This window comes from Amycolatopsis sp. NPDC004772 (assembly GCF_053601215.1).
In genome coordinates, this window is the sequence record NZ_JBSGBK010000024.1 from 55,003 (window position 1) to 81,207 (window position 26,205).

Here is a 26,205-nt window from a genome sequence, read left to right on the forward strand (position 1 = left end):
CCGGCTATTCGAAAGGTGCGGACGCCAGAGCCATCAGGGACCCGAACCCGAACCCGCTGGTCAAGAACTGGGAACAGTGTTGACACCACTGGTTCGCGCTGTTTCACTGTCTCCATGAACGGGACGGGAACAGGTGTGGAAGAACGCCCGGTGCTGGGGCTGGACGTCGACGGCGTCCTGGCGCTGGCCGAGCCGGCCGCCACGCCTGCGACCGAGCACCGGGTCAGTGCGTGGGGCCGGTGGAGCCGGACCATCCGGGTTCCGGTCTCCGCGTCGGCGACCGTTCGACGACTTGCCGGCGAGTTCGAGATCGTCTGGGTGAGCGCGTGGGGGCACAATGCACACACGGCTTTGCGGGAAGCACTTGATCTGCCGGACGAACCGTGGCGATTCCTGCCCGTGCAGTTCGGCAAGGCGCGCGCGGTGGCCGCGTATGCCGGTGACCGGCCCTGGGGGTTGATCCACGACGGGGTCGACGACGACAGCTCGGACGACGGGCTCGTCGTGTGCGTCGATCCGCACTGCGGGCTCGATCAGGTGGATCCCGGTGAGCTCGCCGCCAGAATGCGCGACCGCGCTCACGCCCCGGGCACGGTCGGCGCCGACACCGCGAAGGGCCGCTTGCGATGAGGCAGACCGAGATCGTCCTGCTCGGCACCGCGGGAGGTCCCCGCCTACAGGCGAGCCGGGCCGGGATCGCTTCGGCAGTGGTCGTCGGCGATGCGTTGTACCTGGTGGACTTCGGGTATGGCGCGTGCCGCCAGCTGACGCTCGCGGGGCTGGAGCTGGGGCGTCTGCGGGCGGGTTTCGTCACGCACCTGCATTCCGATCACGTCGCCGACCTGGCGAACCTGTTGCTGTACGGCCTGGTCGAGGACCTCGGTGCGGCTTCCGGGCCGGTGCGGCTGTACGGGCCCGGGTCCCGGGGTGCGGTGGCGCCGCTGTCCGCCGGCCTCGACGGGCAGGACGTCGTGTGCCCGGACGATCCGGTGCCCGGGTTCGCCGCGACGGTGCGCCACCTGTACCAGGCGTTCGCCGCCGACATCAACGACCGGATGCGGGACAACGGCTGCGGCCATCCCGACCTCCTGCTGGCGGCACACGACATTGCGCTTCCCGCCGGGGTGCCGTTCGATCCGGAGACCGCGCCCGCGCCGCCGATGGACCCGTTCCGCGTCTACCACGACGAACGGGTCGAGGTGTCGGCGATCCTGGTGCGGCACGCACCGATGGCCCCGGCGTACGCGTTCCGCTTCGACACCGCCGGCGGATCGGTCGTCTTCTCCGGTGACACCGGCGTCTGCGACAACATCGTCACCCTCGCGACCGGCGCCGACGTACTGGTCCACGAGGTCATCGACGAGCTGTGGGTGCGGCAGGTGCTCGGCGGCGGCGACACACCCCAGGCGCGGGCCACGATCGCGCACCACACCAGCGCGCACACCTCGATTCCCGACGTCGGCCGCATCGCCCAGAAGGCCGGAGTCGCCACGCTGGTGCTGAACCACCTCGTGCCCGGCGAGCCCGACCGGCCCCGGTGGCACGCGGCGGCCGAGTACTTCGACGGCAGGCTGATCGTGGGTGCCGACCTGGATCGGATACCGCTGGCCCGGTGACCCGAGATCCCTGCGACCTCCACTCATTCGACGATGAACGGGAACGACAGCATGTCTCAAGATCAGCAGATCGCGGTCGACACCGGCACTGCTTACGGATTCGTCCCCGGCAAGCCGCTGGAACAGATCGCCCGCGTCGGTCCGAAAACGCCGATGGGGGAAGTGCTGCGGCGGTACTGGCAGCCGGTTGCCCTGACGACCGGTGTCACGCAACGACCGCAGCTCGTCCGGGTGCTCGGCGAGGACCTGGTGCTGTTCCGCGACGGCTCCGGCCGCCCGGGCCTGTTGTACCCGCGGTGCTGTCACCGCGGTGCGTCGCTGTTCTACGGCGGTGTCGAGAACGACGGCATCCGCTGCTGTTACCACGGCTGGGTTTTCGACGTCGAGGGCCGGTGCCTGGAACAGCCGTGCGAACCCCAGCTGGGGCTGCACCGTGATCGCGTGCGCCAGCCGTGGTATCCGGTCGCTGAGCGCTACGGGCTCGTGTGGGCGTACCTGGGACCGCCGGAGCGCAAGCCGGTGCTACCGCGTTACGACGTGCTCGAAGAGGTCGGGCCGGGCGAGGCCGTGCACGCCGACGACTCCGGGTTTTCCGGCGGTGGTCCCGCGGAGCTGGACTTCAATTGGCTGTCCCACTGGGAAAACGTGATGGACCCCTTTCACGTTCCCATTCTGCACGCGCGGTTCAGCGGCAACCAGTTCGTGCCCGAGATGGCGATCATGCCCGAAGTCGCGTTCTCCTACCGCGACTACGGGGTCCGGGCGGAGTCGACGCGCGAGCTGCCCGACGGCCGCACGCTGCGCCGGGTCACCGAAGCCGTGTTCCCGAACCTGCGGGTCGTTCCGGACCCCCGGCTCAGCCTCGGCGCGTGCAACGTCCTCGGCTGGGTGGTGCCCGCCGACGACGAGAAGTTCAAGATCTTCACGCTGTTCAAGTCGGCCGACCCGGACCGGCTCGCCGCGATGCGCACCGAGTTCGAGGGCAAGCGCTGGGCCGAACTCACCCCCGAAGAACACCAGCGCATGCCGGGGGACTACGAGGCCCAGCGGAGCCAGGGCCCGATGAGCCTGCACATGGACGACCACCTGACGACGACCGACCAAGGCGTCACCATGCTGCGCCGGATGATGGCGCGGGTGGCCGCCGCGGTCGCGGACGGGCAGGATCCGCCCGGCGTGGCGTTCGACGAGGACGCCGCCCTGGTGCGCGTTCACGGCGGTAGCTACGTCGAGGCCCCGTGATGGAACACCGGATCCGGGTGCGCGCCCTCCGCTGGGAGGCCGACGACGTCATCTCCCTGGAACTGGCGGCCGCGGATGGCGAGCCGCTGCCCACCTGGGAGCCCGGCGCGCACATCGACCTGGTGCTGCCGGAGGACCGCGTTCGCCAGTATTCCCTCTGTGGTGAACCGGAATCGCCCACCTGGCGTGTGGCGGTATTGCGAGAGAAGGCCGGGTCCGCCTGGGTGCACGATCGGCTGCGCCCCGGTGCATTGCTCACGGTTCGCGGCCCACGCAACCACTTCCCTCTGGTGGACGCGCCGGCGTACGTGTTCATCGCGGGCGGAATCGGCATCACGCCGATCCTGCCGATGGTGCGTCAGGTGGCCAGCTCGGACGCGGATTGGCGGCTGCACTACGCGGGACGCCGGCGCGCATTCACCGAGGAGCTGGCCCGTTACGGGCACCGGGTGTCGTCGACGCTCGAGCGGTTCGATCTCGACGCCGTTCTGGACCGCGCGCCCGAGGATGCGGTGGTGTACTGCTGCGGGCCGCCCGCACTGCTCGACGCGGTCTCCGAGCGGTGTATCCGGCGCCTGTTCGTCGAACGGTTCGTCCCGCAGGTTCCGGCCGAAGCGGCGCGCTCCGGCTCCGGCTTCGACGTGCGGCTCAAGCGTGCGGGGCTGACTCTCCAGGTGGCCGACGGCCAGTCGATCCTCGACGTGGTCGAGGCCGCCGGCGCAGGTCCGCCGTCGTCGTGCCGGGAAGGGGTGTGCGGGACCTGCGAGACGCGGGTCATCGAGGGCGACGTCGACCACCGCGACAGCATCCTCACCGACGCCGAACGAGCCACGGGCGAAACCATGATGATCTGCGTCAGCCGTGCCGCCGCTGGCCGGCTCGTCCTGGATCTGTAATCACGCGGATGCCTCGTGAGAACAGTGTTGACACCGCAGGTGACACCACTTACGTTGCTGATTATGACCACAGCACAGGGGGCGGCAGGACAGGGTGCGCGCGGAACAGGCCGGCTGGACCGCGACCGGATCCTCGACGTCGCGGAGCGGATCGCGGCGACCGAGGGCACGGCGGGACTGACGATGCGCCGGCTGGGCACCGAGCTCGGGATGAACCACACCGCGGTCTACCGCCACTTCCGGGACAAGGAGGAACTGCTGGACCAGGTCGCCGACCGGCTGCTGGAACGGCGAGCGGAACCCGTACCGGGCGCAAACTGGCGGGAGACGCTCAAGAGCCAGTTGCGGCACGCGATGGGCCGGTTCGACGTGCACCCGGACCTGGCGCAGCTGATCGCGCTGCGGCCGAGCACTTCCGAGACCCTCGCCGCGCAGATGGAGCGGGCGCTGGAGACGTTGCAGGAGGTCGGCCTGACGCTGGAGCAAGCGGCGGCGGTCTACCAGATCACCGAGAACTACGTCGTCGGGTTCGGCCTGTACGCCTCGCTCGTGCGGTGCGCGGAACAGGAGGGGCGGACCCTCGACCGGGACGCGGAGCGGCGTGCGCTGGGCGCGCTGCACCCGGACCGGTTCCCGAACGTCGTCGCCGCGGCCCCGCGGCTGCTTCCCGACGACGAAACGATTTTCGAGATGGCGATCGAGATGGTGCTGGACGCCGTCGAGCGCATGGCCGGGGGAAAGTCCGTTACCTAGCAGGACGCTCAGAAGGGAGCGAGTCTGTGCGAGACAAGAGAATGGTGCTGAGCGCCGCGGCGCTGCTGGCACTGGTATCGGCAGGCTGCGGAGCCCCGGCACCCACCCAGGCCGCCAACCAGGCGGAAACGCTGTCGGCGACCACGCCCGACCCGGCCGGTGACACCGGACCGATCACCTGGGCCCTATACCGTGCGACGAACTCCCTGGATCCGATCAAGGCGTTCGACATGCCCGAGAACGCCGTCGTCGACTCGCTGTGCGAAAGCCTGCTGCGCGAGCAACCGGATCTCACCATCGCTCCCGGACTGGCCAAGTCCGCCGACTACGCCAACCCGACCACTCTCGTCCTCACCCTCCGGTCCGACGTGCGCTTCTGGGACGGGACGCCGCTCACCCCGGCCGATGTCGTCTTCAGCCTCGAGCGCGCCCGTGACCCGAAGGCAGGCGGCTTCTACTCGTCCGTCTTCGACCGGGTCAAGTCGATCGAGGCCACCGGCGCCTCGGAGGTCACGATCCACCTGGCGCAGCCGGACTACTGGCTGCGCGGCCAGCTGTCCACCATGGCCGGATCGATCATCGAGAAGGCCTATGCCGAGCGTGCGGGCGACAATTACGGCACGCCCTCCGGCGGCGCGATGTGCACGGGTCCGTTCAAGGTGAAGTCCTGGAACGGCGGTGGCGATGTCGTCATCGAGCGCAACCCGTCGCACTGGAACACCGGTGAGCACGCCAAAGCCGCGCAGATCACCTTCAAGGCCGTGGAGCCCGCCGCCGCGGTCGCCGCGCTGACCACCGGCGACATCCAGGGGTACTACAACCCGACCCTTCCGGCCTACCAGCAGCTGAAGCAGGGCGGCTCGGTGAACGTGGTGCCCGGCCCGTCCTTGACGACCGACGCGCTCGTCGTGACCAATCTGCAGGGGCCGCTGGGCGATGTCCGGGTGCGCCGGGCGCTGTCTCTCGCCATCGACCGCCAGGCCTACAGCAATTCCGTGTACCACGGCCAGGTCTCGCTGCCCCGCACCTCCACCAATCCCGGCACCTGGGCCTACGCCAAGCCGGTGTTCGCGTCGACCTCGGCCGTGGCGCCGGTGCTCGGCCGCGATCTCGACCAGGCCAAACAGCTTGTCCAGCAGGCCGGAGCGCAGGGGAAGACCGTGGTGCTGGCGGCCGTGCCGGCCCTGAACAGCCTGAACACGTTCGCCACAGTCGTGTCGGACGCGGCCAAGGCACTGGGCCTCGACGTGCAGATGAAGACCTTCTCCCCGGACGTCTTCGGCACCTTGTTCACCGATCCGAAGGCGCGGGAGGGGATCGACATGATGAGCACCCTCAACGGCCCCAGCTACGCCGACCCGGGCCCCTACCTGGCGACCTACACACTCCCGGACGGCTCGCAGAACTACTCCGGCTGGCAGGACGCCAAGGTGACGCAGCTGCTGAGCGCGGCGCGGGAGACCGCCGACGACACCACCCGGGCGCAGACCACGGCCGAAGCCGACAAGCTGATCACCGACCAGCTGCCGTGGATCCCGATCACCCACCCCAATTCGGTGCTGTACCTGTCGAAGAAACTCACCGGGGCGCCGACGTCGGACATGTTCATGAGCGGTCCGTGGGCGATCAACATCGGGGCGGCGAAATGAGCGATCTGCACTACCTTTCGGCGACCGAAGCGCTGCGCCGGTTCCGGTCCCGCGAACTCTCCCCGGTGGAACTGCTCACCGCGGTCATCGAACGCGCCGAGCAGGTCGAGCCGACCGTCAACGCCCTGTGCCACCGGCGGTTCGAGGAAGCCTTGCTGCAGGCTCGTGAAGCGGAGGAACGCTATGCCGGGCGAGGCCCCGCTCCGCGGCTGCTGGAAGGGATCCCGCTGGCGATCAAGGAGGAAGAAGCGATCTCGGGACAGCCGTGCACGCAGGGTTCACTCCTGTTCCGGGACGAGATCGCCGACCACACGTCGTGCTTCGCCCAGCGGATGCTCGACGCCGGTGCGATCGTCCACGCCCGCAGCACCACGCCGGAATTCTCGGCCGCCGGGGTCACCCGGTCGAAGCTGTGGGGCGTGACGCGCAACCCGTGGAATCCGCGCTTCGCCGTCGGTGGTTCCTCCGGCGGATCGGCCGCGGCGCTCGCCGCGGGGACCACGACACTGGCCAGCGGTTCGGACATCGCCGGCTCGATCCGCATTCCCGCGTCGTTCAACGGCGTCGTCGGCTACAAGCCGCCCTACGGCCGGGTGCCCGTCGATCCGCCCTTCAACTACGACACCTACCTGCACAACGGGCCGATGGCCCGCACGGTCGAGGACGCCGTTCTCCTGCAGAACGTCATCGCGGGACCGGATCTCTCGGACATCACTTCGCTGAGCCCGAAACTCGTGCTGCCGCAGCGTCCGGAACCGGTCGCGGGACTGCGGGTCGCGGTGTCGGTGGACTTCGGCGGCTGGGCCGTCGATCCTGAGATCCGGAAGAACACCCTGGGCGTCGCCGACGTGCTGCGCTCGGCCGGTGCGGTGGTCGAGGAGGTCGCGCTGTCGCTGTCCCGCGAGCAGGTGAACCGGGCCTCGGCGATCCACTACGGACTGACGATCGGCTTCCTCGAAGACCTCGTCCGCGCACATCCCGAAGACGTCTCGCCGTACCTGAGCGCTGTGGTGGAACGGACCCGGAGGCGGAGCCAGGGTGGCACCGTCGTGGAGGGGTACCAGCTGGAAGCCGCGCTCCATGCGTCGGTGGCCGAGGTGCTGCGGGCCTTCGACGTGCTGCTCTGCCCGACCGTCGCCACCCGCGGCCTGCCGGCCGACGAGGACTACGCGGGTGACGTCACGATCGAGGTCGGCGGCGAGGTGTTCGACGATCCCATCGACGCGATCCTGACCGTCCCCTTCAACATCCTCGGCCGGTGCCCGGTTCTCGCGGTGCCCTCGGGGTTCGCCGGCAACGGCGTGCCCACGGGCGTGCAGCTCGTCGGACGGCCCTACGACGACGAGACGGTGTTCCGGGCCGGCGCCGCGCTGGAGAGCGCCGATCCGTGGTTCGGTGTGGCGCAGCGGCGTCCGCGAGGTGGTCCGTCGTGACCAGCATGAGTGTGCGGCCGGCCACCGACCGGCCCGCCAAGGCCATGGGGGCGGCGCGGTTCGCCGTGCGGCGGCTGATGATGCTCCTCGGGACGCTGCTGGTCTCGAGTTTCGTGATCTTCGGTTCCCTGTACCTGGCGCCGGGCGATCCGGTTTCGGCGCTGTCGGGAGCGCGGACCCTGCCGCCGGAGGCGGTCGTGGCGCTGCGCGCGCAGTACCACCTCGACGACCCGTTCCTGACCCGTTACTTCCGCTGGCTGAGCGACGTCGTGCTGCACGGCAACCTCGGGACCTCGATCACCTACCGCGAGGACGTGAGCTCGGTGATCGCCTCACGGGCCGGGGTGACGATCGAGCTCGTGGTCTACGCCGGTCTGCTGGTGGTGCTCTTCGGGGTCGGCGCGGGTGTCCTGGCGGGTCTCAAACGTGGTCCGCTCGACTCCTCGATCGTCCTGGTCACCACGGTTTTCGCGGCGGTGCCGTCGTTCGTGGCGGCCATCGTCCTGCTGTCGGTGTTCTCCGTGAGCCTCGGCTGGCTGCCCGCCGTGGGCGCGGGCAGCGGCTTCGCCGGCAGCATCGAGCACCTCACGTTGCCCGCGTTCGCCATGGCGCTCTCGGCGATGGCCATCGTCACCCGCATCACCCGCGTGGCGGTCCGGACCGAGTTGGGGCGCGAGCACGTGCAGACCGCCGTCAGCCGCGGTATTCCGTATCCCACCCTCGTGCGCCGGCACGTCCTGCGCAACGCCGCCATCCCGGTGGCCACCGTCGTCGGGATCACGATCGCTTCGCTGTTCGGCATGTCGGCGGTGGTGGAGCAGGCGTTCGGCCTGAACGGCCTCGGCGCGACGCTGGTGAAAGCGTCCCTGTCCCGCGACTTCGCCGTCGTGCAGGGGGTCGCGCTGGTCTTCGTCACCGCGTTCGTGGTGGCCAACGCGCTGGTGGACGTGCTGTACGCCGTGCTCGACCCGCGGGTGAAAGCAGGGAGCCGCGCCTCATGACCGTTTCCACCGCGCTCCTCGACCGCGCCCGCACCCGGCGGCGGCGCATCGCGGGCAGGAAGGCCGTGTTCACCGCGTGTGCCGTCGTCGTCGGTCTCGCGGTGCTCCTGGCGATCTTCGGGCCGCTGCTGGCGCCGGGCGACCCGGACGCCGCCGACCTGAACTACGCCTTCGTCGGCCCGGTCTCCGGGCACCCGCTAGGCTTCGACAGCCAGGGCCGGGATCTGCTGAGCCGCCTGTTCACCGGGGCCCGGACGGCGATGGCCGGGCCGTTCCTGGTCGTCGTCATCGCGATGCTGGCCGGTTCGACCCTCGCCGTCGTGTCGGCGTGGGCGGGCCGCTGGATCGACTCGGCCATCTCGACGGTGACCGACATCCTCTTCGCCTTCCCCGGAATCCTGCTGGCGCTGCTCGCGGCCGCGGTCTTCGGGCCCGGCCTGACGGCCCCGACGGTCGTCCTGGCCATCGCCTACACCCCCTACATCACTCGCGTCCTTCGCGCCGCGGCGTTGCGGGAGAAGGCCCGGGCCTACATCTCCGCCTGTGAGGTGCAGGGCCTGTCCGCGGTCGCGATCTGCGTGCGCCACCTGCTGCCGAACGTGCTGCCGATGATGGTCGCCCAAGGCACGCTGCTGTTCGGCTACGCGATGGTCGACTTCGCCGCCATCTCGTTCCTCGGCCTCGGGGTGCAGCCGCCGACCGCCGACTGGGGCGTGATGGTCTCCACCGGCCAGCCCGGCGTCCTGCAGGGCTACCCGGCCGAATCGCTGACGGCCGGTCTCGGCATCGTCGTGGTCGTCGTGGCGGTCAACCTCCTGGGCGAGCACCTGGCACAGAACAGCGAGGAACGATGACCACACCCGTACTGGAAGTCGAGGACCTGGCCGTCGACGTGCCGGTGGACGGCGAGCTGCGCCGGGTACTGCACGGCGTGTCCCTCTCGATCGGCGCGGGCGAGGCCGTGGGCCTCGTCGGCGAATCGGGATCGGGCAAGTCGATGACCGCCCGCGCCATGGCCCGGCTCCTGCCGCCGGGCTCGACTACCGACGGGGCGGTCCGGTTCGACGGGACCGACGTGTCGAGCCTGACGGACAGCCGGCTGCGCAGCTTCCGCGGCGACGTCGCGATGATCTTCCAGGACCCCCGGGCGCACATCAACCCGGTGCGCCGCATCGGAGACTTCCTGACCGAAGCGCTGCGGACACTGGGCGGCGTCGACAAGCACTCGGCGGCCCGGCGGGCCATCACCGCGCTGGCCGACGTCGGCATCCCGGACGGGGAGCGCCGCCTCGACCAGTACCCCCACGAGCTCTCCGGCGGCCTGCTGCAGCGCGTGATGATCGCCGCGATGCTGCTCACCGAGCCGCGCCTGGTGTTCGCGGACGAACCCACCACCGCGCTGGACGTCACGACCCAGGCCGAAGTGATGGCGATCCTCGACGAGCTGCGTCGCGAGCGCGGGTTGGCGTTGCTGTTCATCACCCACGACCTCGACCTCGCCGGCGCGGTCTGCGACCGGACCGCGGTGATGTACGCCGGGCAGATCCTCGAAACCCGCGAAAGCGCCAAACTCCACGACGATCCGCTGCACCCGTACTCCGCCTCGCTCGTGTCGGCCCGGCCCGTGATCGATGAGACCGTGCCCCGGCTGGCCGCGATCCCCGGACGGCCGCTGAGCGCGTTCGAAGCACCCGACGGCTGCGCGTTCGCGCCCCGCTGCTCCTACGTCGTCGATGCGTGCCGAGCCGCGCGCCCGCCGCTCGAAGACGTCGACGGCGGCCTGGTCCGCTGCCTCCGCGCCGGGGAACTGCGTGGCCGGCTGAAGGAGGAGGTGGCCTTCCATGGCTGAGGCGGTACTGCAGGTCGCCGGCCTGCGCCGGGAGTTCGGCGACGTCGTCGCCGTGGACGGCGTCGACTTCAAAGTGCCCCGCGGTGGTTCGCTGGCGATCGTCGGCGAGTCGGGCTCGGGCAAGAGCACGGTGGCCAACATGATCGTCGGCCTGTGCGCCCCGACCGCGGGCACGATCACCGCGTGCGGCCGGGACCGCAGCAAGCCGGCCCGCTCGGCCAAGGAACGCCGGCAACGCGGGCGGGAGGTCCAGATCGTCTTCCAGGACCCCTACTCGTCGCTGGATCCCCGCCACAGCGCCGAGCAGGCACTCGACGAAGTGCTGCGCCTGCACGGGCGGTCGACGGGCAAAGAGCAGCGCCGGGCCCGCATCGCGGAACTCGGCGACCTGGTCGGGCTCGACGCCCGCCAGCTGCGCGCCCACCCGAACGCCCTCTCGGGTGGCCAGCGGCAGCGCGTCGCGATCGCCCGTGCGCTGGCCGCCGAGCCGGAGGTCGTCATCCTCGATGAGTCCGTGGCCGCCCTGGACGTGTCCATCCAGGCCCAGGTGCTGAACCTGCTCGCCGACATCCGCGAGCGAACCGGGGTGTCCTATCTGCTGATCAGCCACGACCTCGGCGTCGTCCGGCAGATCACCGACGAAACGATCGTCATGCACCGCGGGCGGGTCGTCGAACGCGGCCGGACCGCCGACGTGCTCACCCACCCCCGGCAGCCCTACACCCAGCTCCTGCGGGCCAGCGTCCCGCGGCCGGGCTGGAAGCCGACGCGCGCCGGGCGCGTCACTACCGAAGGAGCATCAGCATGAGCCGCCGGCTCGACCTTGCACTGGTCAACGGGCGCGTGCGCACCCTCGACCCCGCCCGGCCGTGGGCGAGCGCCCTCGGCGTCGCCGACGGGCGGATCGTCGTGGTCGGCGACGACTCCGATGTCCGCGCTGAGGCCGACGGCACCACGCAGGTCCTCGATCTCCGCGGCGCCACGGCCGTGCCCGGCATCGTCGACAGCCACCTCCACCCTTTCCAGGGCGCGCTCAAGGCCCGCGGCGCCGACCTGACGCAGGCCCGCACGCTCGACGAGGTCCGCCGGCTGGTGGCCGCGGAACACGCGCAGTGCGAGCCGGACCAGTGGGTCCTCGGCTACGGCCTGGACTACGACGTCTTCGCGCACACCGGCATCAGCGGCGAACTGATCGCCGGAGCCGCCGGTGGTGGCCCGGCCCTGCTGACCTTCGTCGACTTCCACACCGAGCTCGCGACGCCGCGGGCCCTGGAGCTGGCCGGGGTCGACGGCGCCCGGCGGTTCGGCGAGCACGCCGAAGTCGTCGTCGACCACACCGGCACGCCGACGGGCGAGCTGCGCGAAATGGGGGCGATCCGGCTGGTGCGCGACGCGATCCCGCCGCTCAGTGCGGCGGAACGCTACCGGCTGTGCGCCGAGCAGCTGAAGCGGTTCGCGGCGGCAGGCATCACGGGCGCCCACGGCATGGACGGGCGCGTGGCGACCCTCGACCTCCTGCGCGAACTCGAGGCCAGCGGCGACCTGAGCATGCGGCTGGTCATGCCCTACTGGGTGCAACCCGAGATGTCCCAGGAGGTGTGGGAGTCCTACGCACAGCATCGCGGGGAAGCCGGCGAACGCTGGCGCACCGGGGTCGTCAAACTCTTCATCGACGGCGTCATCGACTCCGGCACCGGCTGGCTGTTCGAACCCGACAGCGAAGGCGGGGGACTGCACCCGTTCTGGTCCGACATCGGCCGGTACTTCCGCGCGGTCGAGTTCTTCGCCGCACGCGGGTTCCAGATCGCCACCCACGCCACCGGCGACCGCGCGGTCCACGAGGCACTCAACGCCTACCGGGCAGCCGGAGCCGCCCCCGGTGTCCGCCACCGCATCGAACACATCGAGACGCTGCGCCCCGAAGACCTCCCGCGCTTCGCCGCCGAACAGGTCGTCGCCTCGATGCAGGCCCAGCACATGATGGGGCTGGCGCCGGACCGCTCGGACAACTGGTCCCGGCGGCTCGGGCCGCAGCGGTGTGACCGCGCCTTCCCGATCCGGGCGCTCGGTGAAAGCGGCGCCGTCGTCACACTCGGTTCCGACTGGCCGGTCGCCGGCTACGACTGGCGGGAAGGAATGGCCGCCGCCCAGCTGCGCCGCCCACCCGGCGACACCGACCGCGCTCCCTACGACGATCAGGGCATCGACGCTCTCACCGCGCTTCGCGGGTACACGGTCCAGCCGGCCCTCGCGACGGGGGACGCGGACCGGCTGGGCGCCCTGAAGCCGGGCAACCTGGCCGACATCACGGTCCTTGCCGAGGATCCAGTGGAGGTCGCGCCCGACGATCTCGTCCACAACCCGGTGGTCCTGACCGTGGTCGACGGCGAAGTCGTCCACTGTGGACCGGAATGCGCGGGGTGATGCCGATGTTGCCGCAGACATCCGCTCTCGAAGGCTGGGCGATGTCCCTCGAACTCGATGGCGAGATCGTCACGCTGGGGTTCGCGGACGGAATCGCGGGCTGGAGCCACCACGACGGCAGAAGCGGAGCCGACCCCTACGACGCCGTCGAGGTCGCGCCGGACATCTTCTTCATCGACGTCTGGCGGCGCAGCCACAGCGAGCGCGAGGCGTTGACCCTGATCGTCGACCGGACGTCCGGGCGGGCGATGTCGGTGCTGACTACGGTGAACGACCACGCGGTTCCCGGGAAGCCCCGGATCACCCAGACCTTCGCGGCCGGCACGCTCGCGGGCGTCGACGTCGAGCAGTCACCCGCGGAGACCCGCGACCTGCTGGGCCGGCGTCTCGTGACCGTCTACAGCCCGGAACTGGTCTACGAACACGTCTACCTCAACTCGCGGCTCTGCGCCTGGCAGTGCATCCGGGGCGACGAGCCGGGCAAGGCGGACTGTGACGAGGCCACTTACTGGCGTTTCGCCGAGAACCTCTACGTCTTCGCCTTCCGCGAACGGATGATCCCGTGCGCGTCGGTGATCCTCCTCGACCTCACCCGGTCACGCTCGACCGGAAAGTTCCTGGAGATCGAGGACGGAAAGATCCACAACGGCGGCATCGGTTCGGACCTCCACCTTCTTCCGGCTGCAACCTACCCCGACGGGCTTTCGCCGTTATGAGTGTTCCCACCGCTGATCCTGTGCGCTCGCTGGTCGACGCGGAACCGGTGCCCTTCTGGCTCGACGACCCGGCGCGGCCGGCGCCGTTCCCGGCGCTGGCGGGGGAGGAGACGTGCGACCTGGTGGTCGTCGGGGGCGGGTTCTGCGGGCTGTGGACGGCGCTGCTGGCCAAGGAACGCCGTCCCGAACTCGACGTCGTGCTGCTCGAAGGCCGGGAAGTCGGTTGGGCGGCGTCGGGGCGCAACGGCGGGTTCTGCGAGGCGAGCCTGACCCACGGCTTCGGCAACGGATTCTCGCGGTGGCCCGACGAGCTGGCCCAGCTGGAGCGGCTCGGCATGGAAAATCTCGACGCCATCGAAGACACCCTGCGGCGGTACGGGGTCGAATGCGACTGGGAGCGCGTCGGCGGGATCGCCGTCGCGACCCGCCCGCACGAGGTCGCCGAGCTGCGGGAGGGAACCCGGCGCGCGAACAGCGTCGGGACGAAGTACGAGTTCCTGGGCACCGATGAGCTGCGGAGCGAGGTGAACTCGCCGACCTACCTCGCGGGCGTGCTGGACCGTCGCGGTACGGCGCTGGTGAACCCGGCCCGGCTGGCCTGGGGCCTGAGGGAGGTTTGTGTCCGGCTCGGCGTGCGCCTCTTCGAGCGCACGGTCGCGACCGGCATGAGCACGCGCGGGTCCCGCATGGTGGTGTCCACCGGGTACGGCCGGGTCGTGGCCGGCAAGGTGGCGCTGGCGACCAACGCCTTCCCTTCACTGGTACGCCGGATCCGGCCGTTCGTCATCCCCGTCTACGACTACGTCCTGGTCACCGAGCCGCTCACCGCGGCGCAACTGGATTCGGTGGGCTGGCGACACCGGTACGGGATGTCCGACAGCGCCAACCAATTTCACTACTACCGGCTCACCGCGGACAACCGGATCCTGTGGGGCGGCTACGACGCCGTCTACCACTACGGCGCGAAGCAGTACGCCGAACTGGACCAGCGGCCGGCCACGTTCCGGGTGCTGGCCGAGAACTTCTTCCACACGTTCCCCCAGCTCGACGGCCTCCGCTTCACCCACAGCTGGGGCGGCGTGATCGACGCTTCCAGCCGGTTCACGGCGTTCTACGGCACGGCGTCCAGTGGCCGGGTCGCCTACGCGCTGGGCTTCACCGGCCTCGGCGTCACCGCCACCCGGTTCGCCGCCCAGATCATGCTCGACCACCTCGACGGCGTCCGCACCGAGCGCACCGAGCTGGCCATGGTGCGCACCAAACCCCTGCCGTTCCCGCCCGAACCGCTGCGCTGGCTCGGGGTCGAGCTGACCCGGCGGTCCATGGCCCGCGCCGACCGCGAGTCCGGCAAGCGGAACCTGTGGTTGCGGGCGATGGACACCTTCGGCCTCGGCTTCGACAGCTGACCTTCGCAACGAAAGGAATCTGGATGACAGTCCTGTTCGAACGGGTCACAGCGGAGTCGGTGCCCGCGGACGCCGTCCTGGTCCGGCTGTCCTCCGACAAGCGGCTCACCGTACTTCCGCCGGCATGACGGAATCCCCACTGAGAAGCGGGATCTCCGCGCTGGCGGCGGCCCGGCTGATCAGCGCCGACCTGGGTGCCGTCGAACTCGCACCTGACGGCGCGTCCGCGGAGCTGGCGACCGCTTCCGCCGGGCTCACGAAACTCGGGCACACCGAAATCGGGCTGTGGGAAGCCGGGCCGGGTATCGATGCCGACACCGAAGCCGACGAGGTGTTCCTCGTGTTGTCCGGCACCGGGACGGTCGAGTTCGCCGACAGCAGTGTCCTGCGCCTGCGGCCGGGGACGGTGGTCCGGCTCTGTGCCGGGGACCGTACGACGTGGCGGATCACCGAACGGCTCCGCAAGCTTTACCTGATCCGACCGGAGGATGAACCATGCTGTTCCGCAACGTGATCGACGGCCGGGTCGTCGACGCCGCCGACGGCCGGACCTACGACGTCGTCGAGCCGGCCACCGGTGAGGTCTACGCCCAGGCCGCGCTGTCCGGCCGGGCCGACCTCGACCGGGCCTATGCGGCCGCCGGACGCGCGTTCGAGCAGTGGGGCCGGACCACGCCGCAAGAGCGGTCACAGGCCCTGCTGCGCATCGCCGACGCCCTGGACGCGCGGACGAAGGAGTTCGTCGACGCCGAATGCCGCGACACCGGCAAACCGCGGCACGTGACGTTGTCGGAGGAAATGCCCCCGACGACCGACCACTTCCGCTTTTTCGCCGGCGCCGCGCGCCTGCTCGAAGGGAAGTCCGCCGGCGAGTACTTGGCCGGCCACACCTCGTTCGTCCGGCGCGAACCGATCGGCGTCGTCGGCCAGGTGACGCCGTGGAACTACCCGCTGCCGATGATGGTCTGGAAGATCGCGCCCGCGCTCGCGGCCGGCAACACGGTCGTCCTCAAGCCCAGCGACACCACACCGGCGACCTCGACCATGCTCGCGCAGCTGTGCCAGGAGTTCCTGCCGCCCGGCGTCCTCAACGTCGTCTGCGGCGACCGGGACACCGGCCGCGTGCTCGTGGCGCATCCGCGTCCCGAGATGGTGGCGATCACCGGATCCGTGCGGGCCGGCATCGAAGTGGCCGGATCGGCCGCCACCGACGTCAAACGGGTCCACCTGGAACTGGGCGGCAAGGCCCCGGTGCTCGTCTTCGACGACGTCGACATCGAGAAGGCCGCCGCCGGAATCGCCGGTGCGGGGTTCTTCAACGCCGGGCAGGACTGCACCGCGGCGACCCGCGTGCTGGTGAGCGAGCACATCCATGACGCGTTCCTGGACGCGCTGGCCGCCCAGGCGCGGGCGACGGTGACCGGCGGTCCCGACGACGACACCGCCGCCTACGGCCCGTTGAACAACGCCGACCACCTCGCCCGCGTCGCGCGGATGGTCGACGAGCGGCCCGCCCACGCCCGGCTCGTGACCGGCGGGCATACCGTCGGCGAGCGAGGCTACTTCTACGCACCCACGGTGCTGGCCGATCTCCGCCAGGACGACGCCTTGGTGCAGGATGAAGTGTTCGGCCCTGTGATCACCGTCCAGCGCTTCACCGACGAGAGCCATGCTCTGCAGCTGGCCAACGACTGCCGCTACGGCCTCGCCGCCAGCGTGTGGACCCGCGACCACGGCCGCGCCATGCGCCTGTCCAAGGAACTGGACTTCGGCGCGGTGTGGATCAACACCCACCTCCCGTACCTGTCGGAGATGCCCCACGGCGGGTTCAAGCACTCCGGCTACGGTAAGGACCTGTCGATGTACGGGCTCGAGGACTACACCCGCATCAAGCACGTGATGTCCTGGATCGGAGCGTGAGCGGCCTGCATGATGTGGGAGCCGGCGTGACCGGGGCAGCGGGAGGTTGCTGACCGGGTGGCACGCTATGCGGACTTCGAAATGGGCGGGCAGTGGGCGGCGCCCGGCCAGACCGCGCTGCTGGCACTGCTCGACGAACTCGGCCTGCCGACCTTCGCCCGCTACCGCGAAGGCCGGTCGCTGTACAACGTCGCCCGCTACCTCGGGCCCGCGATCCTGACCAAGCCGGCGCACGCGTTTCGGTGTTGCAGGGGGAAGGCCGTGCTCCGTCGGTGCTGAGCACGTGTGCGGTCCGCGACCGGTTCGAGCGCCTGCATGCAGTGCTGGCCGCCCGCGGCCAGCGAGGTCGCAACATCTACGGTCAAGGCTGTCTGGATGACACGGCGGCAGCGCTGGCCGTTTGGGGTGAACGGGGATCATGACAATCTCGCCCAGAGTGAGCCAGGTGATCGTGCCCCTTAGCCGGTCCCGCGGCGGACTCACTACCAGGATCCACCTGGCGTCCGACGGCCAGGGGCGGCCGCTGTCGGTAGCGCTGACTGGAGGAAACGTCAACGACTCCACCCAGTTCGCCACGGTCATGGCCGGGATTCGAATTCCGCCGCCCCGGCCCCGAGGCGACCGGCGAGGCGGCCGAGTCAGGGCATGGCGGACAAGGGCTACTCCAGCCGCGCCATCCGCACCTACCTGCGCTGACGCCACATCCCCGAACGCCGCGACCAACGAGCCAACTGGCGCCGCGGCACCCGGCGAATAAGGGCGCTACCGGTGAGACGGCCCCCGTCCGGTGGGGCATGTGCAAGAGTCGTGACTCTGCGCTACCATCATCTCATGATCTCCTCCAACACGGGAGATATCCCACGTATGGGGGTTCAAGTCTCGGACACAGTATTACCCCACGGATCGCGTAACGCGATCTTAAAGCCGGGTCATCGTAGTTCAGCTTGAGTCGATCTCTTTCAGTCGCCATCCGTCGCTGTCGCAGACTACGTTCTGTCCCGAATCGCGCAGTGCTATCGCGACGCGACTGCTCAGTGCCCGGGCAGACTTCAACCTGGCGTGGACGTCACCGTCTTGAATGCCGAGCCGGATATGGATCTCGTCGACGAGGTGGTCCTCGCGGATGTAGAGCGTCTTCAGCTGAGGCTGGTCCGCGCGTTGAGTGCCGGTGTGGCCGTGACGGCAGCGGTACGTCGGTCGCCCGTGGTTCCAGTGCGAGTCCAGCCGCCGGTCGCAAACACCGCAGTGGATCAAGCCGGCCAGCGCGAACCGGCGAGGCCGACCATCGCTAGCAGGGCGAGCGGCCCGGATCTGCTGCGCGGCGACGAAGTCCTGCTCCGTGATGAGCGCCGGATGCGCAGCCTTCGCGGACAGCGCCGGTGTTGACGCTGGGGCCTCGGAGCCCGTGGCGCGGCGGTTCCAGGTCTGGCGGCCGGTGTAGCGCGGGTTTGCGAGGATCACGGCGACCGTGCGCAGCGTCCAGGCGCGGGTGCGGTGTCGGTTGCGGTCCGGGTCGGCGCTGGACGGGCATGGGATGCCGCGTTCGTTGAGGTGCCGGGCGATGCTGGCGACGCTGTGCCCGGCGAGACGCTGGCGGAACATCCAGGTGACGTGCGGCGCGGCGCGCGGGTCAGGAGCGAGCCGTTGCAGCCGCCGTCCCCAGCGGGCATCGGCGGCGTTGGGGTGTGGGCCGGCGTCGACGAGCTGGTAGCCGTAGGGTGGTCGGCCGCCGAGGTAGCGGCCTTGCTGGGTGGCCTGGGTTGTGCATCGCCGCCAGGACGCGGTGGCGAGCGCGGAGCACTTCGCGCTGGGACTGGGTGGCCAGCAGCGACAGCAGTGCTCGATGGTCCCGGTTGCCGAGATCGACCGGTCCGCCTGTCTCGGGGAGCCAGAGCTGAATACCGTGGCGGTTGCACCAGGGTGTAGAGGGTGGCGAACTGGGTGCCGGTGAAGGCGCGTTCGTATTCACCGACCACGATCGTATCGATCACGGACTCCGGACTGGAGATTTCGGTCATGAGCTGGGCAGCCTGCGTTCGCTGTCGCCATGGGACGCGGCGTGAGGTGCCGGCGTCGAAGTAGGCGGCGACGACCCTGGCCGTGGCTCGTGACCAGTTCATCGGCCATGTCGCGTTGCCAGCCCTGTGAGGAGACGCGGTCTTGATGGCGGGTGGTCGAGGTCCGGGTTCCCGGGAGGAGTCGCGTTGGGCGAGCTGAATCGTGGGGCAAGCCGTTCGATATTTCGAAGTGGGAAGTGAAGGAAGTCTGGGAACGGGTCAGCGCCAACAAGGGTGCGCCGGGAGTGGACGGTTGCTCGATCGAGGACTTCGAGAAAGATTTACGGGGCAACCTGTACAAGATCTGAAACCGGATGTCCTCGGGGAGCTACTTGCTGCCGCCGGTGCTGGCGGTGGAGATTCCGAAGGCACACGGCGCCGGTACTCGGGTGCTGGGCGTGCCGACCGTGGCTGATCGGGTGGCGCAGAGCGACTGGGTGATCGATCTGGACATCGAGAAGTTCTTCGACAGCGTCCCGTGGGACCTGGTCGTCAAGGCGGTGGAGTCGCACACCGACCAGCGGTGGGTGGTGCTGTATGTCACGCGGTGGCTGCAGGCGCCGGTCCAGACCTCGAACGGGGAGGTCCAGTCCCGGGAACGGGGCACCCCGCAGGGGTCGGCGGTCTCCCCGGTGCTGGCGAATCTGTTCCTGCACTACGCGTTCGATGCGTGGATGGCGCGGACGTTCCCGGCCATCCCGTTCGAGCGCTACGTCGACGACGCGGTCGTGCACTGCACGAGTGAGGCTCAGGCCGAGCACGTAGCCCGGGCGATCGGCGTCCGGATGGAACAGGTCGGGTTGCGGTTGCATCCCGGCAAGACGAGGATCGTGTACTGTCAGGACGGTAAGCGGCGTGGTGTTCATGACCACACCGCCTTCACCTTCCTGGTGTTCACCTTCCGTCAACGCTGCGCCAAGGATCGTCAAGGCAGGCGGTTCAGTGCATTCTTGCCCGCGGCCAGGAAGGCCGCCCTGAAAAGGTTGAGTTCGCACGTGCGGTCCTAGCGGCTGCACACGCGCACGACCCTGACTTTCGCTCAGCTCGCACGGTGGGTCAATCCTGTCGTGCGGGGATGTATGCAGTACTACGGGGCTTACTACCGCTCCGCACTGCATCGGCTCCTTACCCGCATCAACACCTACTTGGTGCGGTGGATCCGAAAGAAATACAAACGCTTGCGGGGCATGAAATCCGCGGTCCGGTGCTGGCGGGGGATCGTCGTACGACATCCCCGGATGTTTGCGCACTGGGCATGGGTCGCGGCTGTCCCGCCTGCTCAACGATCAAGATGACAAGAGCCCGGTGACGAGAGATTGTCACGCCGGGAATCCGTGGGAGCCCGGGGGTGAGATTCCCCCGGGCCACCCGACTGAGTTCGGGTTCGCTCGCGGCTTTCCCTCGTGGGCGTCTCCGGTGCGTGTTCGTGGTGCTGGAGGTGCATGGTGGCGGTGCCGGAAGCAGTCGCCGGGCTCGCGGCGATCCCCGGCGTCCGCACGGCTGCCCAGCTCGGCGAGCCGAACCTCGATGCGTCGGCGTCCGCCGGGTCCCTGCCGGTGGCGCCGGCGCTGGCCAAGCTCGTGCCGGGCGGCCTCCGGCGCGGCACAGCACTCTCGGTCTCGGGCTCGGCCGCCCTGGTGCTGGCGCCGGCGAGGAACGTCGAGAAGTCTCGGGAGAAGCAGAAACAGGTGAGTCCTGAGTTCGACGACTACGAGGCACGGACGGACCGGCTCATTCCGATGATGCTGCTCGAGCGTCGTCTTTGATACCCGTGGTCGAGGAAGCCGGCTCCTCCTCTGTCGAATATCGGCGCCGGCTCGCCCCGACCGATGGACAGGACGCGGGTCCGACCGTCCCTTTGCCGGCATCACCGCCTATCCCGACTGATGCGCGACCGTGACACCCGGATTGATCGGCCGTGCCCGGGCGGTTCCCGGCCGCTGACCGCGGCGCGGAAGCCGGTCCGGGGGATCAGCTGCGGGTCCACCTCTGGTTGGTGCCGCCGTGGCAGTCCCAGATGATGACCTTCGTCCCGTTGGCGGTGGCGCCGCCGTTGACGTCCAGGCACCTGCCCGACGCCACCGCCGTCACGCTGCCGTCGGAGTTGACGCGGAATTGCTGGTTGCCCTGGCCGTTGCAGTCCCACACCGTCACGGCGGTGCCGTTGGCCGTGGCCTGGTTGGAGACGTCCAGGCACTTCGCGCCGTCGTAGGCGCGCAGCTCGCCGGCCGCGGTCGTGGTGAAGCGCTGGTTGGTCTGGCTGTTGCAGTCCCAGATCTGTGCCAGGGCGCCGTTGGTCGGCGTGCTGCCGGCGATGTCCAGGCAGCGGCCGGAGTTCTGGCTCACCAAGGAGAACGACGTGGGCGCGGGGCCCCCGCCACCGCTGACGACGTACACCGCGGTGCCGTGCGCCGGGACGCCGGCCGAGATGGCGCCGGACGTGGTGGTCGTGCCGTTGGTCCAGGCGTCGCGCAGCGTGAACGAGCTGCCCGACAGGCCGATCGCGCTCGCCGTGGTCGAGACGGTGGTCGTGCCGCCGCCCTGGTTGAACAGGGCGACCGCGACGTTGCCGTTGGCCAGCTGCTTGGCCAGGACGCGCCGGGTGCCGTCGTTGGAGATCTGCCTGGCCTGCAGGCCGAGGCTGTCCTGGTTGATGGCGATGAGGTTCGCGTTCTTCAGGATGGTCGACGTGGCGGCGTCCATGTTGCGCAGGTCGTTGCCCGCGATGAGGGGCGAGGCCATGACGGCCCACAGAGCGAAGTGGCTGCGCATCTCGGTGTCGTTCATGCCGCCGCGCCCGACTTCCATCATGTCCGGGTCGTTGAACCCGCCGGGCTTGGCGTAGGACGCCAGGGGCACGGTGACGTTGACGATGTTCTGGATGCCCATCGGGTAGCCGTTGGTCTGCCCGGTGTCCCACTTGTTGGTGATGTCCTCGGTGGTGCGCCACATGTTCGCCACGTCGCCCCAATTGCGGCGGGGTCCGGTCTTGTCGTGGATGCTGTTGGAGTTGATGCTGTAGACGATCGGGCGGCCGGCGGCGCGCAGCGCGTCGCGCATCTTGGCGAAGGTGCGCACCTGGTCGTCGATCGTGCCGCTGGGCGAGCACCAGTCGTACTTGAGGTAGTCCACGCCCCAGGCCGCGAACTGGCGTGCGTCCTGCTCCTCGTGGCCCAGCGCCCCGGTCGAACCGGCGTAGGAGTTGAAGTACTGGGCGCACGTCTCGGCCAACGGCGCCTGGTAGATCCCGAACTTGAGGCCCTTGCCGTGGATGTAGTCGCCGAGCGCCTTCATGCCGCTGGGGAACCGGCTCGGGTCGCCTTGGAGGTTGCCCGCGGAGTCCCGGTTCGGGTTCATCCAGCAGTCGTCCACCACGACGTACTCGTAGCCCGCGGCACGCATGCCGGAGTTGACCATCGTATCGGCCATCTGCCTGATCAACGTCTCGTTGATGTTGCAGCCGAACGTGTTCCAGGAGTTCCACCCCATCGGCGGCGTGCGCGCCACACCGTTCTCCAACGCCTCCGCCGACGACGTAGGCAGCACCGTCGTGATCGCGGACAGCAGCACGCCTGCCGCCAACAGCGTGGCCGCCCTGCGAGGGCGGGGAAGTCGTGTTGCGGTCACCCTGATCTCACTCCTCGGTGCGTACGACGTTCCGGTTGTTCGCCGACGGGGCTGTGACGCAGCGACTTCCGTCAGCGGCGCAGGCGGAAGCCAGTCTGGCATTCGATGTTCACGCTCACAAGAGCGCATTCCGCCGACGTCCGCGAACAGCGGGGTTCCGGTGCCGGATACGAAAGTTACAGCACCGAACCGCGGATTGGCCTTGACTGAACGCCTTGTTGGAATGGCGCACAGAACCGAGGAACGGAGACGATGTGGCGATTTCGCGGCGAGGCGTCTTGCGGTGGGCGGGCGCGGCGGTGGCCTCAGGTGCGATGGGTGTGGGCGGGGAGGGGATCGCGGACGCGCTCCCATCGCGGTGGGAGCGGTTGCGCGCTCGCCTGGACGGCGAACTCCTGGTGCCCGGTGATGACGGCTATGACACCGCACGGCTGCCGTTCAACTCGCTGTTCGACCACCATCGGCCTGCCGCGATCGCCCGGTGCGTGCGGCCACATGACGTGCAGCGCTGCCTGGAGGAAGCACGCCTGTCTCGCGTCCGCGTGGCTGCGCGTGGCGGTGGGCACAGCTACGCCGCCTAGTCCACACCGCACAACGGCTTGGTGGTCGACCTTTCGCGGATGTCCGCGGTCGAGGTGCGGTCCGACGGCACTGCCGTGGTCGGTGCGGGTGCGCGCCTTGGCCAGGTCTACTCGGCGCTCACCGCCGCCGGTCGGTGCCTGCCGCTGGGCAACTGCCAGTCCGTCGGCATCGCCGGGTTCACTCTCGGCGGCGGACTCGGCTGGACGCAGCGCACGTACGGCCTCGTCTGCGACAGGCTGCGTGCCGCCAGGATGGTCACGGTGGCCAGCCGGGTGGTCACCGCGTCGGAAGACCGCGAGTCCGAACTGTTCTGGGCGTTGCGCGGCGGTGGCGGCGGCAACTTCGGAGTGGTCACCTCGTTCGAGTTCGCCACCGCGCCGATGCCCGAGGTGCTGACCGTGTTCCGCGTCCGGTTCCCGGCCGGGTCGGCGGCAGACGTCCTCGGCGGATGGCAGCCGTGGAGCGTGGCGCTGCCCGATGAGGTGTCGACCTTCTGCGTGGCCACACCGAACGGCGCGGTGGACGTGCTCGGCTGCGGCGTCGGACGCGAGGGCGTGGTGCTCGCGGAACTCGCCCGCCTGCTCGACGCGACCGGCGTGGACGCACCGATCGAACACGCCGAGGTCGACTACCCGACCGCGACGGCGATCATGACCGGTGGTCAGCCGGCCCGCAACGCATTCCGCGCTTCGTCACGGATCGTGGACAGGTGGCACGACCCGCAGACGGTGGCGGACACGGTGCGCGGCATGGACAGCGCGCTGTTGATCCTGGGCGCGCTCGGTGGAGCGATCGACCGGCAGACGCCGACGGACACGGCCTATCCGCACCGCGGCGCACCGACGTCCATCGAAGTCTTCGGCTCCGTCGGCACCCTGCCGCCCGACCAGGTCACCCGTGAGGTGGACCAGGCGCAGAAGGCGTTGGCGCGCCTGGTCGGCACCGGCACGTACATCAACTACCTGGACCCTCTGCAGCAAGACTGGGCCCAGACGTCCTACCGGCACAACCTGCGCCGGCTGCGTGCCGTGGCGCGCCGCTACGACCCGGACCTCGTGCTGCGGTTCCCCCAGTCGGTGCGCTGAGCAGCGAGGGACTCCGCGTCCGCCAGGTACCGGGCCACCGGGCCCAGGGTCAGCATTCCACTGCCGGCGCCGGCGTCTTCCGCCTGAGCGTCCCGCAGGGCCGCCGCGGCCCGCGCCGCGGCTTCGGGTTCGTCGAGGCGGACTGCGGCGTGGGCGGTCAGGCACCACATCGCTTCCTGCATGTGGTCGGGAGGTGGCTCCGGCGCCGCGGCCAGGGCGGTGCGGGCCTCCTCGGCACGGCCTTGGCCCAGCAGCACGTGGGGCCATGCCCAGGGCAGATACGGCCCCCAGTCCAGGTGCCGGTCGGTGGGCGTGGGACGGTCGTGCAGCAGACGCAGTCCCAGTAGGGCGAGCGGGAACAGGCCACGGTGCAGGCCGGGCATCCCGGCGGTGCGAAGGGCCTCCTCCGCGGCACGGTACTGAGCCGCGGCCGCAGCCGCGGCCGGTCCGGCGGGCTCGGTGCTGCGGGTCGCCGTGACCCGGGCCCGGAACCAGGCGGTGAGGACGCCGACGAGAGGAGCCTCGGTGGTGGCGGCGAGATGATCGGCCGCCGTCGCGTGCGCGGCCGCGGTGTCCAGATCACCGAGGGCCGAAGCGGATTGCAGGCGGACGAGCCGGCCGAGGACAGCGAAGTTCGGCAGGCCGTTCCTGGTCGCCACGTCGAGGATCTCGGCACCGATCCCGTCGCGTACCGCCGCGAGGCCGGGGCGGGCGAAGGACTGCAGGAACACGCCGTTGAGCGCGAACGCCAGCAACGCCGGATCGCCCAGCTCCCGGGCCAGCGCCTCGGCTTGGTGCGCGGCCTGCCGGGCGCGGCTCAGCACGCCTGCGGCCAGGTCGGCGGTGCGGCTTTCGACAGCGATCGTGGCCAGCAGACGCGCCCGGAGGTCGGCGGGCGCGTCGGGTCCGAGCCGGGTGAGCGTGCGTTCGGCGGCGGTGACGACCGCCCGGGACTGTTCGGGGTCGTCGGCGCGGCTCCAGATGGCGGGAACGTCGTAGGCGCCGATGATCCGGGCGGTCAGGTGCAGGTCCCCGGTGCGTTCGGCGGCGTGGATCGCGGCGAGGCGGTCGCGCCGCGAGTGGATGAGCGCGTCGCCGCCGGCCAGCGCGAGCGTGCGGGCGAGGTCCACGGTGGTGCGTGGGCCGAGCCGGACACCCGGGCCGGTCCACGCGTTCGGCGGGCCTGGAGCGGGCCCGGTCAGGATGTCTGCCTCCAGACGTTGCAGGTCAGGTCCGGGATCGAGGCCGAGCTGGCCCGCGAGCATCGCGCGGGCGCGGCGAAGGGTCGACAGCGCGTCGGCCTGGCGGCCCGCGTGGTGCAGCGCGCGGGCCAGCAGTCCCCAGGCCGGTTCGCGCCACGGATGTTCGGTGACGTGCGCGCCGAGTTCGGCGACGAGGTCGGCGCCTTCTCCGGCGTCGAGGAGGATGCGGGCGCGTAGTTCCAGCGCCGCCAGCCGCAGTTCCTCCAGCCGGCTGCGTTCGCGTTGCGCCCACGGCGAATCCGGCACGTCCGCGTAGGCGGGGCCGCGCCAGGCCGCGAGCGCCGCGCTGAGTTCGGTCACCGCGCCGGGGGAGTGGCGGGTCCGGGTGAGCGCGTCCTCGAACCGGTGGACGTCCACGTTTTCGCGGGGCAGGCGCAGCGCGTATCCGGGGCCTTCGGTGACGATCACCCGCGGCGGGGTACGCGGTGACCGGTCGGGTTCCAGGGCGCGGCGCAGGGCGGCGACGAACGTCCGCAGCGCGCCGACCGCGCGTGCCGGTGGCTCGGTCCAGAGGTCGTCGACGAGCGTGTCGGTGGTGACCAGCCGTCCTTCGGCGGCGACGAGGCGGGCGAGCACCTCGCGGTGGCGGGGACCGCCGAGGTTGACCGGGCGCCCGTCGTCGTCCGAGGCCCGCACGGCACCGAGCACGTCGATTCGCATGCCCCCATCATCGGGGCCGGAGGCCGG

General features: G+C 70.1%; 24 protein-coding genes and 1 pseudogene. 22 read left to right on the top strand and 3 right to left on the bottom strand.

The genetic code is table 11. The features are described 5' to 3' along the window. Positions 1 to 114: 114 nt before the first annotated feature. The 18 genes and pseudogenes from ACWEF6_RS17080 to ACWEF6_RS17165 form a co-directional block, all read left to right on the top strand. Complete coding sequence (locus tag ACWEF6_RS17080; protein WP_449683806.1) at positions 115 to 630, top strand: hypothetical protein; 516 nt, start codon at positions 115 to 117, stop codon at positions 628 to 630. After that, a complete protein-coding gene (locus tag ACWEF6_RS17085; RefSeq protein ID WP_449683807.1) occupies positions 627 to 1,616 on the top strand; it encodes an MBL fold metallo-hydrolase in 990 nt (329 codons plus the stop codon). Before ACWEF6_RS17080 ends, ACWEF6_RS17085 begins: the two co-directional genes overlap by 4 nt. 51 nt (positions 1,617 to 1,667) lie before the next feature. Continuing rightward, a complete protein-coding gene (locus ACWEF6_RS17090; RefSeq protein WP_449683808.1) occupies positions 1,668 to 2,858 on the top strand; it encodes a Rieske 2Fe-2S domain-containing protein in 1,191 nt (396 codons plus the stop codon). After that, on the top strand, positions 2,858 to 3,754 hold the full coding sequence (locus ACWEF6_RS17095; RefSeq protein WP_449683809.1) for a PDR/VanB family oxidoreductase: 897 nt from the start codon (positions 2,858 to 2,860) through the stop codon (positions 3,752 to 3,754). Before ACWEF6_RS17090 ends, ACWEF6_RS17095 begins: the two co-directional genes overlap by 1 nt. Positions 3,755 to 3,817: 63 nt before the next feature. Next, entirely contained in the window at positions 3,818 to 4,507 is a 690-nt protein-coding gene (locus ACWEF6_RS17100; protein WP_449683810.1) for a TetR/AcrR family transcriptional regulator, read from the top strand. 26 nt (positions 4,508 to 4,533) lie between these two features. Further along, positions 4,534 to 6,156 (top strand): ABC transporter substrate-binding protein, encoded by a 1,623-nt coding sequence (locus ACWEF6_RS17105; protein WP_449683811.1) that lies wholly within the window; start codon positions 4,534 to 4,536, stop codon positions 6,154 to 6,156. Continuing rightward, positions 6,153 to 7,589 (top strand): amidase, encoded by a 1,437-nt coding sequence (locus ACWEF6_RS17110; RefSeq protein WP_449683812.1) that lies wholly within the window; start codon positions 6,153 to 6,155, stop codon positions 7,587 to 7,589. Before ACWEF6_RS17105 ends, ACWEF6_RS17110 begins: the two co-directional genes overlap by 4 nt. 5 nt (positions 7,590 to 7,594) lie before the next feature. Further along, positions 7,595 to 8,590, top strand: a complete 996-nt coding sequence (locus ACWEF6_RS17115) for an ABC transporter permease (protein WP_449683845.1) — start codon at positions 7,595 to 7,597, stop codon at positions 8,588 to 8,590. After that, positions 8,587 to 9,444, top strand: a complete 858-nt coding sequence (locus ACWEF6_RS17120; protein ID WP_449683813.1) for an ABC transporter permease — start codon at positions 8,587 to 8,589, stop codon at positions 9,442 to 9,444. Before ACWEF6_RS17115 ends, ACWEF6_RS17120 begins: the two co-directional genes overlap by 4 nt. Next, on the top strand, positions 9,441 to 10,439 hold the full coding sequence (locus ACWEF6_RS17125; RefSeq protein ID WP_449683814.1) for an ABC transporter ATP-binding protein: 999 nt from the start codon (positions 9,441 to 9,443) through the stop codon (positions 10,437 to 10,439). Before ACWEF6_RS17120 ends, ACWEF6_RS17125 begins: the two co-directional genes overlap by 4 nt. Then, the gene (locus ACWEF6_RS17130; protein WP_449683815.1) at positions 10,432 to 11,247 is read left to right on the top strand and encodes an ABC transporter ATP-binding protein; all 816 of its coding nucleotides are present in this window, start codon (positions 10,432 to 10,434) and stop codon (positions 11,245 to 11,247) included. The genes ACWEF6_RS17125 and ACWEF6_RS17130 overlap by 8 nt, the downstream gene beginning before the upstream one ends. Further along, positions 11,244 to 12,863 carry an amidohydrolase gene (locus ACWEF6_RS17135; protein WP_449683816.1) on the top strand — a complete coding sequence of 540 codons (1,620 nt, stop codon included), beginning with the start codon at positions 11,244 to 11,246 and terminating at the stop codon, positions 12,861 to 12,863. Before ACWEF6_RS17130 ends, ACWEF6_RS17135 begins: the two co-directional genes overlap by 4 nt. 5 nt (positions 12,864 to 12,868) lie before the next feature. Further along, the gene (locus ACWEF6_RS17140; protein WP_449683817.1) at positions 12,869 to 13,579 is read left to right on the top strand and encodes a MoaF C-terminal domain-containing protein; all 711 of its coding nucleotides are present in this window, start codon (positions 12,869 to 12,871) and stop codon (positions 13,577 to 13,579) included. 20 nt (positions 13,580 to 13,599) lie between these two features. After that, on the top strand, positions 13,600 to 14,985 hold the full coding sequence (locus tag ACWEF6_RS17145) for an NAD(P)/FAD-dependent oxidoreductase (protein WP_449683818.1): 1,386 nt from the start codon (positions 13,600 to 13,602) through the stop codon (positions 14,983 to 14,985). A gap of 124 nt (positions 14,986 to 15,109) precedes the next feature. Then, a complete protein-coding gene (locus ACWEF6_RS17150; RefSeq protein ID WP_449683819.1) occupies positions 15,110 to 15,499 on the top strand; it encodes a cupin domain-containing protein in 390 nt (129 codons plus the stop codon). After that, positions 15,481 to 16,905 carry a gamma-aminobutyraldehyde dehydrogenase gene (locus tag ACWEF6_RS17155; protein WP_449683820.1) on the top strand — a complete coding sequence of 475 codons (1,425 nt, stop codon included), beginning with the start codon at positions 15,481 to 15,483 and terminating at the stop codon, positions 16,903 to 16,905. The genes ACWEF6_RS17150 and ACWEF6_RS17155 overlap by 19 nt, the downstream gene beginning before the upstream one ends. Before the next feature lie 57 nt (positions 16,906 to 16,962). Next, complete coding sequence (locus tag ACWEF6_RS17160) at positions 16,963 to 17,184, top strand: hypothetical protein (protein ID WP_449683821.1); 222 nt, start codon at positions 16,963 to 16,965, stop codon at positions 17,182 to 17,184. Positions 17,185 to 17,362: 178 nt separating this feature from the next. After that, positions 17,363 to 17,598, top strand: a pseudogene (locus ACWEF6_RS17165) (transposase); the annotation flags it as partial. A 246-nt stretch (positions 17,599 to 17,844) separates the two neighbouring features. Here ACWEF6_RS17165 and ACWEF6_RS17170 read toward each other — a convergent pair. After that, positions 17,845 to 18,870 (bottom strand): recombinase family protein, encoded by a 1,026-nt coding sequence (locus ACWEF6_RS17170; protein ID WP_449683846.1) that lies wholly within the window; start codon positions 18,868 to 18,870, stop codon positions 17,845 to 17,847. Between the two features lie 424 nt (positions 18,871 to 19,294). Between ACWEF6_RS17170 and ACWEF6_RS17175 the strand changes: the two genes are divergently transcribed. The 3 genes from ACWEF6_RS17175 (at position 19,295) to ACWEF6_RS17185 (ending at position 20,728) form a co-directional block, all read left to right on the top strand. Next, entirely contained in the window at positions 19,295 to 19,969 is a 675-nt protein-coding gene (locus tag ACWEF6_RS17175) for a reverse transcriptase domain-containing protein (RefSeq protein ID WP_449683822.1), read from the top strand. A gap of 3 nt (positions 19,970 to 19,972) precedes the next feature. Continuing rightward, the gene (locus tag ACWEF6_RS17180; protein ID WP_449683847.1) at positions 19,973 to 20,257 is read left to right on the top strand and encodes a group II intron maturase-specific domain-containing protein; all 285 of its coding nucleotides are present in this window, start codon (positions 19,973 to 19,975) and stop codon (positions 20,255 to 20,257) included. 147 nt (positions 20,258 to 20,404) lie between these two features. Then, positions 20,405 to 20,728: a hypothetical protein gene (locus ACWEF6_RS17185; RefSeq protein ID WP_449683823.1), complete on the top strand. Its 324-nt coding sequence runs from the start codon at positions 20,405 to 20,407 to the stop codon at positions 20,726 to 20,728. Positions 20,729 to 20,933: 205 nt separating this feature from the next. Here the strand turns inward: ACWEF6_RS17185 and ACWEF6_RS17190 are convergent, their stop codons facing one another. Further along, entirely contained in the window at positions 20,934 to 22,532 is a 1,599-nt protein-coding gene (locus tag ACWEF6_RS17190; RefSeq protein WP_449683824.1) for a glycoside hydrolase family 27 protein, read from the bottom strand. Positions 22,533 to 23,191: 659 nt separating this feature from the next. Between ACWEF6_RS17190 and ACWEF6_RS17195 the strand changes: the two genes are divergently transcribed. Further along, the gene (locus tag ACWEF6_RS17195; RefSeq protein WP_449683825.1) at positions 23,192 to 24,256 is read left to right on the top strand and encodes an FAD-binding protein; all 1,065 of its coding nucleotides are present in this window, start codon (positions 23,192 to 23,194) and stop codon (positions 24,254 to 24,256) included. Here the strand turns inward: ACWEF6_RS17195 and ACWEF6_RS17200 are convergent. Beyond that, complete coding sequence (locus ACWEF6_RS17200; RefSeq protein WP_449683826.1) at positions 24,211 to 26,178, bottom strand: BTAD domain-containing putative transcriptional regulator; 1,968 nt, start codon at positions 26,176 to 26,178, stop codon at positions 24,211 to 24,213. The two genes, ACWEF6_RS17195 and ACWEF6_RS17200, sit on opposite strands and share 46 nt — an antisense overlap. Positions 26,179 to 26,205 lie beyond the last annotated feature (27 nt).

Excerpts from the sequence above, each read along its gene's own strand:
- ACWEF6_RS17080 (WP_449683806.1), top strand. The coding sequence starts at position 115 with ATGAACGGGACGGGAACAGGTGTGGAAGAACGCCCGGTGCTGGGGCTG.
- ACWEF6_RS17085 (WP_449683807.1), top strand. The coding sequence starts at position 627 with ATGAGGCAGACCGAGATCGTCCTGCTCGGCACCGCGGGAGGTCCCCGC.
- ACWEF6_RS17090 (WP_449683808.1), top strand. The coding sequence starts at position 1,668 with ATGTCTCAAGATCAGCAGATCGCGGTCGACACCGGCACTGCTTACGGA.
- ACWEF6_RS17095 (WP_449683809.1), top strand. The coding sequence starts at position 2,858 with ATGGAACACCGGATCCGGGTGCGCGCCCTCCGCTGGGAGGCCGACGAC.
- ACWEF6_RS17100 (WP_449683810.1), top strand. The coding sequence starts at position 3,818 with ATGACCACAGCACAGGGGGCGGCAGGACAGGGTGCGCGCGGAACAGGC.
- ACWEF6_RS17110 (WP_449683812.1), top strand. The coding sequence starts at position 6,153 with ATGAGCGATCTGCACTACCTTTCGGCGACCGAAGCGCTGCGCCGGTTC.
- ACWEF6_RS17115 (WP_449683845.1), top strand. The coding sequence starts at position 7,595 with ATGAGTGTGCGGCCGGCCACCGACCGGCCCGCCAAGGCCATGGGGGCG.
- ACWEF6_RS17120 (WP_449683813.1), top strand. The coding sequence starts at position 8,587 with ATGACCGTTTCCACCGCGCTCCTCGACCGCGCCCGCACCCGGCGGCGG.
- ACWEF6_RS17125 (WP_449683814.1), top strand. The coding sequence starts at position 9,441 with ATGACCACACCCGTACTGGAAGTCGAGGACCTGGCCGTCGACGTGCCG.
- ACWEF6_RS17130 (WP_449683815.1), top strand. The coding sequence starts at position 10,432 with ATGGCTGAGGCGGTACTGCAGGTCGCCGGCCTGCGCCGGGAGTTCGGC.
- ACWEF6_RS17135 (WP_449683816.1), top strand. The coding sequence starts at position 11,244 with ATGAGCCGCCGGCTCGACCTTGCACTGGTCAACGGGCGCGTGCGCACC.
- ACWEF6_RS17140 (WP_449683817.1), top strand. The coding sequence starts at position 12,869 with ATGTTGCCGCAGACATCCGCTCTCGAAGGCTGGGCGATGTCCCTCGAA.
- ACWEF6_RS17150 (WP_449683819.1), top strand. The coding sequence starts at position 15,110 with ATGACGGAATCCCCACTGAGAAGCGGGATCTCCGCGCTGGCGGCGGCC.
- ACWEF6_RS17155 (WP_449683820.1), top strand. The coding sequence starts at position 15,481 with ATGCTGTTCCGCAACGTGATCGACGGCCGGGTCGTCGACGCCGCCGAC.
- ACWEF6_RS17185 (WP_449683823.1), top strand. The coding sequence starts at position 20,405 with ATGGTGGCGGTGCCGGAAGCAGTCGCCGGGCTCGCGGCGATCCCCGGC.
- ACWEF6_RS17200 (WP_449683826.1), bottom strand. The coding sequence starts at position 26,178 with ATGCGAATCGACGTGCTCGGTGCCGTGCGGGCCTCGGACGACGACGGG.